Below are 11,818 nucleotides of genomic sequence, written 5' to 3' on the forward strand. Positions count from 1 at the left end.
GCACGTCAGTCGCGCACAAGTGCGCTCCCACAAGGTATTCGCGGTTTAGCCCGGCTCCGAACCCTTCGCCACCGGCCGGCTCGCATCGCTCACCCAACCGCTCCACGACGGCGCATATAGCCGCGAGCCGCCCAGCCCCGCATGCTCCATCGCCAGCAGGTTGTGGCACGCGGTGACGCCGGAACCGCACATGTGCACCACGTCACTGGAAGCATGCGCACCGAGCAGCGCCTGGAATTCCTGGCGCAACACATCGGCCTGTTTGAAACGGCCATCATCGCGCAGATTCTCGGCGAAGGGTCGATTGAGCGCCCCCGGCACATGGCCGCCGACCGGATCGATCGGCTCAACCTCGCCGCGATAACGCGGCGCGGCACGGGCATCGAGCAGCACGCGTGCGGGATCGTTGCGCAGCGAGTCGTGCTCGACCAGGTATTGTTCCGCGTCGAAATACACGCTCACCGGTCGCGGTTCGCGATGCACGTCGCCCGATTCCACCGGCATGCCCGCAGCCACCCAGGCCTGATAGCCGCCGTCGAGCACGGCGACGTCGCGGATGCCGGCCAATCGCAGCAGCCACCACAAGCGTGCAGCGGCCAGCGAACCATTGGCGGCGTCGTAGCACACGACCTGCATGCCTTCGTGCCAGCCCCAGCGCGACAGGACTTCCGAGAATGCCGCTTCCAGGGGCAACGGATGCCGCCCCAGACCCTGCGCCTTGCGCGCGAGGTCGGAAAGATCCGTGTCGAGACTGGCGTAGACCGCACCCGGAATATGCCCATCGCGATAGTCGCGCTCGCCCTTGCCCACATCGCGCTCACCGGTGCCCGGTGCCATGAGCTCGAAGCGGCAGTCGACGATCAATACATCGGCGGGCGCCAGCGCCGCCAGTTCCTGCACATCGATCAGCGTGGTCTTGAGTGTCATGTGCGGCCCATTCTCTGCAGCAGGTTGAACACCATCGCGGCCGTGGCACCCCAGATGCGATGGCCGCCGTGCACGAATTCCAGCATGTCGCGGCGATGACCGCGAAAATCCATGGTGTAGCGCCGCAGATTGCGCGGCTCGAGGAAGAACGACAACGGCACCTCGAACACTTCGGCCACTTCGGCCGGCGCGGCATACAGGCGGGCGTCCGCATCGATGCGCGCCACCACCGGTGTCACGGTGTAACCGCTGATCGTCTCGAAGCGATCGAGAAACCCCATCGGCGTCACCAGCCGGCGTTCGAGGCCGATCTCTTCTTCGCTCTCGCGCAGCGCGGTGGCGATCGCATCGGCGTCGCCCGGATCGGTGCGGCCGCCGGGAAACGCCACCTGCCCCGCGTGATCCTGCAGATGATCGGTACGCACGGTCAGGACGAGGCGCGGCTGCACGCCTTCGCGAACGCCCACCAGCACCGCGGCGGCGCGACGCGGCGTATCGCCGATCAACTGCACCATGTCGGCGTGATTCCAACCCGATCCGGTCGGCGGTGACGACAGGGGCAATACTGCGTGACTCAGCTCGGTCAGCAGCTCACCCATCACGGGAGCTTCCGGGTGGGCAGCACGTCGCGCATGTAGCGGCGGCGCTCGTCGTCGTCCATGGCTCGCCAGCGGGCAATCTCGTCACCCGTGCGCAGGCAACCGATGCAATAGCCACGCGGGTCCAACCGGCAAATGCCGATGCAAGGACTGAGTGGATTGCTGGTGGGACCAGGAGAGCAGTCTGCCGCCGTCATGCTGCAAGCGATATCTACGAAGCGAGGCACGGGACGTGCCAGGTAAGCGAACATGCTATCGCACGGGGCCTGGGCTGTCATGCGAGCGACGCCTTCGGCCGGGCATGCTGCGTCGGCTTTCACCATCTTCATTCTTGCCACCCGTCATTCCGGCGCAGGCCGGAATCCCGTAGCGACCACGATGAGTGGTCGCGATGGGTGGCGATGTCTTAAAGGCCTGGCGAAAACCCGATACGGCGGCCCTGGATTCCGGCCTGCGCCGGAATGGCGGCGAGGAAAAACGGGCGCCCGGAAACGATTCCGGACACGCTCTCAGGGTTTGATTTCGAGCAGCTCGATCTCGAACACCAGCGCCTCATTGGGCCCGATGCGCGGCGGATCGCCCTTGATGCCATACGCCATGGCCGGCGGCACCGTGACCTTCCACAGGTCGCCCACGTGCATGCGCTGGATCACTTCCTGCCAACCCGGAATCACTTTGTTGTTCACCACGAAGCTCACCGGCGAACCGTGCGCCCACGAGCTGTCGAATTCGGTGCCGTCGATCAGCATGGCGCGGAAATTCACCGTGACCACCGACCCTTCCGGTACCGGCTTGGTGCCCGTGCCCTTCTTCACCACTTCGTACTGGATGCCCGACGGCAGCTGGATCACGCCCGGCTTGCTGCGGTTGCTCTCCATGTACGCGGCGCTTTTGCGCGCATTGGTTTCGGCCGCGCGCTTGAACTGCGCCAGCGCCTGGCTATGCATCTGTTCGTCGAGTGCGCGCAGTTGGTCGTGCATGTCGCGCATCGGCACGGCGGGACGCTTCTTGGTATAGGCGTCCTGGATCGCTCGCTGCAAGGTGGGGATGTCCACATCGGGTTCGCCGTTGGCGAACTGGCTGCCGATCTGAAAACCGATGGCGTAGGACAGCTTGGTCTTGTCGATCTTGACCTGCGACTGATCCTGCGGGGCGCCACTGACCTGGGCATGCGCCAGACCACCCCATACCAGGATGCCCAGAGCGAGCCAACGCAGTTGTGCCATGCCTTCCTCCATTGCGGCTGCAACCTGGCCATCGTAAGCGGTCCGGGCGAATCGTGCAGCGATGCCGGTCGATCCGGCGTCGCTGGCTTTGAACGCAAGAGGCTCCAAAGGTTCCGCTGCTTAGAGCCTGTTCAAGATCTCCGCGTGGCCCGCGCCGGGATCTGTTTGCCCGCAGGACAAGGAAGAGGGAAGGAGTGTACGTCCGTACAGGACTGAGTGATGACGCCGGCCTGGGGGCAAACAGACCCGGCCCGAAGGGTTGTTCTTGAGTGGCCGCCAGGCGGCAGCGCGCGGCTTGACCTGCCAGCCAGGCAGGCGCTGCGCCACGCGCTACCGCCTGGCGGCCACTCAAGAACAACGCGGGCTACGCGGAGATCTTGAACAGGCTCTAACATGGCGCCCTTTCTTGGCGGAGTGGAATCAATGGCCTATCGCAATCTGGAGATCACCAACCGGGGCGCCGTGCGCACCATCACCGTCAATCGCCCGGACAAGCTCAACGCGCTCAACCTGGAGACGCTCAACGAGTTGACGCTGGCCTTCACCCAGGCGGCCCAGGACGATGCCGTGCGCGTGGTCGTGCTGGCCGGCGCGGGCGAGAAGGCCTTCGTGGCGGGTGCGGACATTGCCGAGATGAACGGCTACACGCCGGTGCAGGCACAGAGTTTCTCGCGCACCGGCCAGCGCCTGATGAGCCTGGTGGAACGCCTCGGCAAGCCGGTGATCGCACGCATCCAGGGCTTTGCCCTGGGCGGCGGCATGGAGCTGGCGATGTGCTGCCACCTGCGCGTGGCGAGCGAGAAGGCGAAGTTCGGCCAGCCCGAGATCAACCTCGGCCTGATCCCCGGCTTCGGCGGCACCCAGCGCCTGCTGCGCCTGGCCGGCCGTGGCGCGGCGCTGGAACTGTGCCTGCTCGGTGCGCCGATCAACGCCCAGCGCGCGTACGAGCTGGGCGTGGTGACCCGCGTGGTTGCGCCCGAGGCACTGGATGAAGCCGTCAACGCCCTTGCCGACCAGCTCGCCGCCGCCGCACCGCTCGCTGCTGCCGGCATTCTGGACGCCGTGCTGCAGGGTGGCGAAACCTCGATCGATCAGGGCCTGGAGTTTGAAACGCAGGCGTTCGCGCTGGCCTTCGCCACCGAGGACATGCGCGAAGGCACCACCGCGTTCCTGGAAAAGCGCAAGGCGGACTTCAAGGGACGCTGATGCAAAAACACGACGGCCAGCATCGCGCTGGCCGTCGTGTTGTCGTTGATCGAACAGCGGTCAGTGATGGCTGCCGCGGTAATTCTTCTCGCCCGCGGTCACCGCCAGATCCAGCCGATTCTCCGGCGGTGCCAGCGGACAGGTCGCATACGGCGTGAACGCGCACGGCGGGTTGTAGGCGCGGTTGAAATCGAGCACGACCTTGCCGTCCTTCGGCAGATCGGCATACAGGAAACGCGCCGCGCCGTAGGTTTCCTTGCCGGAGGTGCGATCGGCGATCACGAAGAACAGCGAGTCGGGTTCTTCCTGGATCGGCATCAGTTCGTAGGTGTGGCCATCGCGATGGAACACCGCCTTGCCCGGCACCTTCTCCTTGTTGATCGTGCCCAGCACCGAGCCGATCTCCAGCTCGTGCGGCGGATCGAACGGCACCCAGTCGGCCACGATGCGCCACGACGGATCGGCCGCGTAGTAATCGAGTCCCTGGAAGTGCGTGCGCGTTTCGGCGTTGCTGTCCTTCACGCGCAAGGCCTTGCGGCCGTCGCGCTCGATCACCAGGAAGCTGGCCGAACCGAATGCCACCACGGACGGCGAACCGTCGCCGGCGTGCGCATCGTCGACCAGCGTCGCTTCCGGCACCGTCTTGCCGTCCACGGTGGCGCCGCTGTGCGGGGCGAACACGATGTGCGTGCTGCCATCCTTCGACAAGGTCACCACGCCCAGGTGGGCGGGGCCGGCTTTCAGCACCAGGTCGTTGTCTGCCGCGCTGCCCACCCGGTTGGCGCCTTCCTTCAACCAGTCCAGGCCGATCAGGCTCAACCATCCGTTCGGCGCGGTGAGGCCGGTCAGGCGCTTGCTCTGCCAGTTGGTGTTCTGCTGGGAAAAATCCGTCGCAGCGGCGGCAGCGGGGGTTTGAGCTTGCACGGCGGCAACTCCAAGACTCAGGGCAAAGGCGAAAACGGCGGTACGCAACATGGCAGGCCCCGTCGGAATGAGGTCCGAGTATGGCCGTCCATTTGCAGACGGCGCAAGCGCACGCCGTACAGAAAATCAACGCCCGCGAAGAAAGAGCTTGTCGAGCTCGGGCAGGCTCAGCTGGGTCCAGGTGGGCCGACCGTGGTTGCACTGGCCCGAACGCTCGGTGGCTTCCATCTCGCGCAGCAAGGCATTCATTTCCGGAAGCGTGAGACGCCGACCCGCACGCACCGAGCCATGACAGGCCATGGTCGAGAGCAATTCGTTCTCCAGCTCCTGCAGGCGGCGCGAGCTGCCGTGCTGCGCCAGCTCGGAAAGCACGTCGCGACAAAGTTGCGCGACGTCGGCGCCTTCGAGCAGCGCGGGAATACGCCGCACCACCACGCCGGAAGGACCGCTGCGCGACAATTCCATGCCCCACTCGGCCAGTGCGTCGGCATGCTCTTCCGCGGCGGCCGCTTCCTTCGCGCTCACGGCCACGTTCAACGGCACCAGTAACAACTGCGAACGCAGGTTGCTGCAGGCGCGACCGGCCTTGAGCTTTTCGTAGGTGATGCGTTCGTGCGCGGCGTGCATGTCGACCAGGATCAGGCCATGCGCATTTTCCGCGAGGATGTAGATGCTCTTTAGCTGCGCGATGGCAAAGCCCAGCGGCGGCGCTTCCTCTTCGGAGGCATCCGGCATCGGAGCATTGGCGGCAAACGACAAGGGCGTGGCACCCGCCGCCGGCTCGCCCAGCAACGCGGCGTAGCCGGCGAGCGGATCGTCCCGCACGCCCAGGCTCAGGCGGCTCTGGCTCAAGGCATTGGGCCACGCGGGCGCGGAACTTGCCGCTGCCGATGACGAGCCCATGCTGTAGCTGTACGACGGCGGCGCACTCGACATCGGCGACTCGGCGGCCGGCAATCCCACGTTGCCGGCACGCGTCTGCGCGAGCGCTTCGTGCAGCGTGCGGAACAGGAAATCGTGCACCAGCCGCTGTTCGCGGAAACGCACTTCACTCTTGGCCGGATGCACATTCACATCCACGCCAACCGGATCGAGTTCCAGATACAACACGAACGCCGGATGGCGCCCATGGAACAGCACATCCGCGTACGCCTGACGCACCGCATGCGCCACGATGCGATCGCGCACCAGGCGGCCGTTGACGTAGAAATACTGCGAATCGGCCTGCGAACGCGATGCGGTAGGCAGACCTACCCAGCCCGACAGATGCAAGCCCGCCGCAGCATGATCGATGCGCAGGCTTTGCGCCGGAAAATCCTCGCCCAGCACTTCGGCCACGCGTTGCAACGCAGCGCTTTCGTCGCGCGCTGCCTTGAGGATGCGCACCGGCTTGCCGTTGTGGCTCAGGCGAAATTCCACCGAGCCGCGCGCCAGCGCGAGCGACTTGAGCAGATCGTCGATGTGCGCGAACTCGGTGCGTTCGGCGCGGAGGAATTTGCGCCGCGCCGGCACGTTGTAGAACAGGTCGCGCACTTCCACGCTGCTGCCCTGCGGGTGCTGCGCCGGACGCGCGGCCTGCATCTTGCCGCCGTCCACTTCGATGCGGAACGCGGTATCCAAACCTTGTGCGCGCGAGGTCAGCGCGAAGCGTGCCACCGAGGACACCGAAGCCAGCGCCTCGCCACGAAAGCCCATGCTGGCCACGTGTTCCAGGTCGTCGAAGCTGCCGATCTTGCTGGTGGCATGCGAGGCCACCGCCAGCTGCAATTCGTCCGGATCGATGCCGCAACCGTCGTCGCGCACGCGGATCAAGCGGGCACCGCCCTGCTCGATATCCACTTCGATGCGCGTGGCGCCGGCGTCGAGACTGTTTTCGACCAGTTCCTTCACGACGGAGGAAGGCCGCTCGATCACTTCACCGGCAGCGATCTGGTTGATGAGTTCAGGGGGAAGGGCACGAATGACTGGCATCGGCGAAGCTTAGAACGTGCCGCCCCTGGACGAAAGCAGAACGCCGCCCGGACGCGGCGTGGCTGGTCAATTCTTGAACAGGCGGCCTCAGCCGGCCGGGATGGCCAGCATCATGCCCACGCGCACGGAGCTGTCGCTTTCCAGCTTGTTGGCGTTCTTGATCGCGTTGATGCTGACGCCGTACTGCTTGGCGATGCTGCGCAGGCTCTCGCCCCGTTCGACGCGGTGCAGGTCCTGCACGCCGTCGTCGGCGCGCGCCGTGGCGCTGGGCGTGGAAGCCATGGCCTGGGCCACCGCACGGGTCGCCTTGGCGGAAGTATCGTCGTCGCCCTGCGAGGTGGCCACATTCGCCACGCCACTGCGACGCGAGGCCTGTGCGGCAAACCAGCTGCCCGGCGGCGGCGTGGCTTCGAAATAGCCGCGCACGCCGGTCATCACCGCAGCGGCGAGACGCGACTGGTGCGACGGATCGCGCAGCTTGCGCTCTTCGTCCGGATTGCTGATGAAAGCCGTCTCGACCAGGATCGAAGGCACGTCCGGCGAGCGCAGCACCACGAAGTTGGCGCGCTCCACATAGCCGCGATGGGTGGGGCCGAGATTGCCCAACGCCTTCAACACGTTGCCGGCAACCGACTCGCTCGCCTGCATCGAATAGCCCTGCTGCAGGTCGAGCAGCACGGCGGCCAGGCCGTCGTTCTTGTCGTCCAGGGTCACGCCGCCGATCAGGTCGGCACGGTTCTGACCGTCCGCCAGCCAGCGCGCGGCCATGCTGGTCTTGCCGCGCGGCGACAGCACCCACACGGACGAACCCTTGGCATCGCCGTTGATGAACGCGTCGGCATGGATCGAGACGAACAGGTCGGCCGAATTGTTGCGGGCGATCTGATAGCGCTGCGCCAGCGGAATGAAGAAATCGCCGCTGCGGGTCAACACGGCGCGCATGCCGGGCTGCTGGTTGATCTGGTCCGCCAGCTGGCGCGCCACCGCGAGGGTGACGTTCTTTTCCAGCGTCCCGCCGGGGCCATGGGCGCCCGGATCTTCGCCGCCGTGGCCGGCGTCGATGGCGATCACCACCTTGCGTTCGCCATTGAGCAGCGCGGCAGCCGCACGGGTGGAGGCCATGCCGCTCTGGGTCGGCTTGAGCGAAGACTTGGGCGAGCTGCGCACGGGCTCGGGAGCGGGTGCCGGCGGCGGAGCTACGTCGGGCGTGGCGGCCGCAGCCGTCGAGATGCCCTCGCCATCGTCATCCGACGGCGCGGGAGCTGCGACCACGGAGGATTTGCCCGGCGACGAGGTTTTCGCCACGGAGCCGCTGCCCGGATAAAGATCGACCACCAACCGATAGCCGTACTCCGCCTGCGGCTTGAGCAGGAAGCTCTTCACGCTGCTCGACGGGTCGACCTTGGCGGTCAGGCGCACATTGTTGCCCTGCTTCGCGCCGCTCATGCCCTTGTACAGGCCGGTGGCGCCCGGCGAGCTGAAGCCGCCGGAGATCGAGCTGGCGTTGAGGTCCACCGTCAGCTGGTCGCCATCCTGGTTGACCTTGTAGGTGACCGGGCCGGAGACATCGAGCACGACGCGCGTGTATTCGGGACCGGCCCAGACGCGCGCCGACTTCACATCGGCCGCGCGGGAGACACAAAAAGGCGCCAGGGCCAGCAAGGCCACGGCGCCAAACAGAGCAGGATGCGTCCTATATCCCTTCATGGGCGGAATTGAAGCCCAGCCGCCCCGGGATTGCAATAGGTTTTCCCTTGAATATCCATAACCTGCGGAAGCTTTGTTAGGCAACATCCAGCTATCGGCCGCAAGCCACGCAATCTGAAGCCGAAGTCGCCCGGCAAAAATCTCAGCAACTACCGATACTTAGGTGCGACCGGCGATCAGGGCCGGTCAGGCGAGACGGGACGCCACGGCCTCGCCGCGGCTCGTCCGCGTTTCCATGCGGGCATGGCGCCCGCTGCCGGCATACCCCAGATGCAGCACCAGATCCGGAGCCGGAAGCGCCCCGGCGCCGCGTTCGGGCCATTCCACCAGCACCAGGGCGGAGGGATCGGACAGCGCGTCCAGACCCAGCCATTCCAGCTCGCCGGGATCGGCGATGCGATAGAGATCCAGATGCCAGGCGGCACGGCCGTTGGCGAGGTAGGACTCGACCAGGCTGTAGGTAGGACTCTTGATCCGCTCACCCACGCCCAGCGCGCCAAGCAATGCCCGGGCAAAGCTGGTCTTACCGGCGCCCAGGTCGCCATGCAGATAGACCACCAGGCCGCCATCGAGCACGCCGGCCATGCGCGTGGCGAGCGCCGCGGTGGCGGCTTCGTCGGGGAGATTCCAGCGGGGCTCGGTCATGCGTCCCGTCCGTTGAGCAGCAAACGCAGCGGCTCCAGCAGATCGGTGGCTATCAACCCGCGCTCGCCGCCGTGTTTCGCCGCCAGATCGCCTGCGCGGGCGTGCAACGACACGCCAAGCGTGGCCGCCTGCCAGGCGTCGCAACCTTGCGCCATCAGCGCCGCAACGATGCCGGTGAGCAGGTCGCCCATCCCTCCCGTGGCCATGCCGGGGTTGCCCCAGGGACACACGGCCACGCGACCTTGCGGATCAGCCACCAGGCTCCCCGCGCCTTTCAGCACCACGACCGCGCCATAGCGCTTGGCCAGTTCGCGCACGGCGGCGTAGCGGTCGATGGCAATCGTCCTGGTATCGCAGCCGAGCAGGCGAGCGGCCTCGCCCGGGTGCGGCGTCATCACCACCGGGCCCGAGAAACCGCGTGGCTCGTGCGCGAGCAGGTTCAGGCCATCGGCGTCGAGCACCAGCGGCAGTTGGGCATCGAGCGCCGTCAGCCACAAGGCGTGGCCCCAGGCGCCCTGCCCCAATCCAGGTCCCACCGCGAGCACGGTGGCGCGCGGCAGCAGCGCTTCCAGCGCCTGCGGACCGTTCACCTCATGCGCCATCAGCTCCGGCCGTGCGCTGTTGAGCGCGATCAGGTGCTCGGCGCGCGTCGCCACGCTGACCAGTCCCGCGCCGCCGCGCAACGCGGCCTCGCTGCACAGGCGAATGGCACCCGCCGTACCGTGATCGCCGCCGATCGCCAGCACGTGTCCGTTGTTGCCCTTGTGCGATTGGCGCGGCCGCGGCGGCAGCGTCTGCGGCCGCATGAGTTCGGCATCGGCGCGGGCGCCCTGCCAGAGCGTCTCCGGCAGACCCAGCGATTCGAGCTGCACCGTGCCCACGTAGCCCGGCGCCAGCCCCGTGTAGAGACCGCGCTTGGGCGCGATGAACGTCACCGTGACCTGGGCCTGCACGGCCTCGCCCGGCACATCGCCCGTATTCGCGTTGACGCCCGATGGAACATCCAGCGCCAACACCGGCGCGCCCGTCGCGTGCACGCGGCCGACCAACACGGCAACCTCCGGCGCCAGCGCACGCTGCAGGCCGGTGCCATACAGGGCATCGACGTGCACATCGACCAGCGGCAGCGCGACCGCTTCGTTCCACGCGACGACCGTGCCGCCACCATGCTCGAACTCGCGACGCGCACGGATGGCATCGTCGCCACGGCTCTCGCCCAGCGCAAAAACCTCGGCGTGGATGCCCGCCTCGCGTGCCAGCGCCCCGAGCAGGAACCCATCGCCGCCGTTGTTGCCGGGGCCGCAGTACACCGCGATCCGGCGAGCCTGCGGCCAGTGCTGTCGAAGGCACACCAGCGCGGCAGTGGCGGCGCGCTGCATCAGTTCATAAGCGGGAATGCCGAGCTCGTCGATGGCGCGGCGATCGAGCGCTCGCACCTGATCGACGGTGTAGAGCGAATGACGATGGTCGTGGGCGGTCATGCGTGAATTATAGGCATGCCCGCAGCGGGCTAGCGCCTACAATAGGCCCATGCCTTCCGTTGCCGCCCCACCTGCCGACTACGCTGCGCTTGCGCTCGATATCAAGCGCTGGGCGCAGGAGCTCGGTTTCGCCGATTGCGGCATCGCCGGCACCGAGCTGGGCGAGGACGAAGTGCACCTCAAACGCTGGCTCGACGACGGCCATCATGGCGAGATGGATTACATGGCTCGCCACGGCGACAAGCGCAGCCGTCCCGCCGAACTGGAGCCGGGCACGCTGCGGGTGATCTCCGTGCGCATGGACTATGTGCCGCCGGGCACGCGCAACGCGTGGAATGTATTGCACGACGCCGATGCCGGTTACGTGGCGCGCTACGCACTGGGCCGCGACTATCACAAGCTGATGCGCAACCGCTTGCAGAAACTGGCCGAGCGCATCCATGGGGCGATCGGCGACTTCGGCTATCGCGCCTTCGTCGACTCGGCGCCGGTGCTGGAAAAAGCACTCGCACGCAACGCCGGATTGGGCTGGATCGGCAAGCACACCGTGCTGATCAACCGCAGCGCCGGCTCGTACTTTTTCCTCGGCGAGTTGTACACCAACCTGCCGCTGCCCATCGATGCGCCGGCCAGCGCGCATTGCGGCAGCTGTCGCCGCTGCATCGACATCTGCCCCACGCAGGCCATCGTCGGTCCCTACAAACTCGATGCGCGACGCTGCATTTCCTATCTCACCATCGAGTTGCGCGGCAGCATTCCCGAAGACCTGCGCGCGCCGATGGGCAACCGCATTTTCGGCTGCGACGACTGCCAGCTGATCTGCCCCTGGAACAAGTTCGCGCAGGATGCGACGGAACCGGACTTCGCGCCGCGCCACCGTCTCGACGGCGCGAAGCTGGTGGAACTGTTCGGCTGGAGCGAGCAGGAATTCCTGCAACGCACGGAAGGCATGGCCATCCGCCGCACCGGCTACGAAGGCTGGCTGCGCAATATCGCGGTGGCGTTGGGCAATGCGCCTGATTCGGAGGAGGTGCGGCAGGCGTTGCTTGCGCGTGCGGATCATCCGTCGGAGATCGTGCGCGAGCATGTGGCGTGGGCGCTGGGGCGTCACCCAGCACGTGCCTAGAAACAC

Annotated in this window: 11 protein-coding genes; 2 read left to right on the forward strand and 9 right to left on the reverse strand. The window is 66.6% G+C overall.

Annotation, left to right across the window (positions count from 1 at the left end; all coding sequences use genetic code 11):
- Window positions 1–45: 45 nt before the first annotated feature.
- From ACN9MB_RS15615 to ACN9MB_RS15630, 4 genes are all read right to left on the reverse strand, one after another.
- Complete coding sequence (locus ACN9MB_RS15615; protein WP_426269528.1) at window positions 46–927, reverse strand: sulfurtransferase; 882 nt, start codon at window positions 925–927, stop codon at window positions 46–48.
- Entirely contained in the window at window positions 924–1,526 is a 603-nt protein-coding gene (locus tag ACN9MB_RS15620; protein WP_425490753.1) for a CoA pyrophosphatase, read from the reverse strand. The genes ACN9MB_RS15615 and ACN9MB_RS15620 overlap by 4 nt, the downstream gene beginning before the upstream one ends.
- A complete protein-coding gene (locus tag ACN9MB_RS15625) occupies window positions 1,526–1,855 on the reverse strand; it encodes a DUF1289 domain-containing protein (protein WP_426269529.1) in 330 nt (109 codons plus the stop codon). The genes ACN9MB_RS15620 and ACN9MB_RS15625 overlap by 1 nt, the downstream gene beginning before the upstream one ends.
- 180 nt (window positions 1,856–2,035) lie before the next feature.
- Entirely contained in the window at window positions 2,036–2,752 is a 717-nt protein-coding gene (locus tag ACN9MB_RS15630) for an FKBP-type peptidyl-prolyl cis-trans isomerase (RefSeq protein WP_239535144.1), read from the reverse strand.
- A gap of 423 nt (window positions 2,753–3,175) precedes the next feature.
- Between ACN9MB_RS15630 and ACN9MB_RS15635 the strand changes: the two genes are divergently transcribed.
- Window positions 3,176–3,958, forward strand: coding sequence for an enoyl-CoA hydratase/isomerase family protein (locus ACN9MB_RS15635; RefSeq protein WP_426269530.1), 783 nt, complete (start codon window positions 3,176–3,178; stop codon window positions 3,956–3,958).
- A gap of 60 nt (window positions 3,959–4,018) precedes the next feature.
- On the opposite strand, the gene ACN9MB_RS15640 is transcribed toward ACN9MB_RS15635, so the two are convergent.
- The 5 genes from ACN9MB_RS15640 to ACN9MB_RS15660 form a co-directional block, all read right to left on the reverse strand.
- Window positions 4,019–4,933, reverse strand: coding sequence for a DUF1684 domain-containing protein (locus ACN9MB_RS15640; RefSeq protein WP_426269531.1), 915 nt, complete (start codon window positions 4,931–4,933; stop codon window positions 4,019–4,021).
- A gap of 75 nt (window positions 4,934–5,008) precedes the next feature.
- A complete protein-coding gene (mutL, locus tag ACN9MB_RS15645) occupies window positions 5,009–6,853 on the reverse strand; it encodes a DNA mismatch repair endonuclease MutL (protein ID WP_426269532.1) in 1,845 nt (614 codons plus the stop codon).
- 87 nt (window positions 6,854–6,940) lie between these two features.
- On the reverse strand, window positions 6,941–8,560 hold the full coding sequence (locus ACN9MB_RS15650; RefSeq protein ID WP_426269533.1) for an N-acetylmuramoyl-L-alanine amidase: 1,620 nt from the start codon (window positions 8,558–8,560) through the stop codon (window positions 6,941–6,943).
- 186 nt (window positions 8,561–8,746) lie between these two features.
- Window positions 8,747–9,205, reverse strand: coding sequence for a tRNA (adenosine(37)-N6)-threonylcarbamoyltransferase complex ATPase subunit type 1 TsaE (tsaE, locus tag ACN9MB_RS15655; protein ID WP_426269534.1), 459 nt, complete (start codon window positions 9,203–9,205; stop codon window positions 8,747–8,749).
- Window positions 9,202–10,686 (reverse strand): NAD(P)H-hydrate dehydratase, encoded by a 1,485-nt coding sequence (locus tag ACN9MB_RS15660; protein ID WP_426269535.1) that lies wholly within the window; start codon window positions 10,684–10,686, stop codon window positions 9,202–9,204. Before ACN9MB_RS15660 ends, tsaE begins: the two co-directional genes overlap by 4 nt.
- Window positions 10,687–10,735: 49 nt before the next feature.
- Between ACN9MB_RS15660 and queG the strand changes: the two genes are divergently transcribed.
- A complete protein-coding gene (gene queG / locus ACN9MB_RS15665) occupies window positions 10,736–11,812 on the forward strand; it encodes a tRNA epoxyqueuosine(34) reductase QueG (protein ID WP_426269536.1) in 1,077 nt (358 codons plus the stop codon).
- Window positions 11,813–11,818: the final 6 nt, after the last annotated feature.

Origin of the sequence: Dyella kyungheensis, from assembly GCF_049913195.1 — a bacterium.
GTDB classification, from domain to species: Bacteria; Pseudomonadota; Gammaproteobacteria; order Xanthomonadales; family Rhodanobacteraceae; genus Dyella; species Dyella kyungheensis.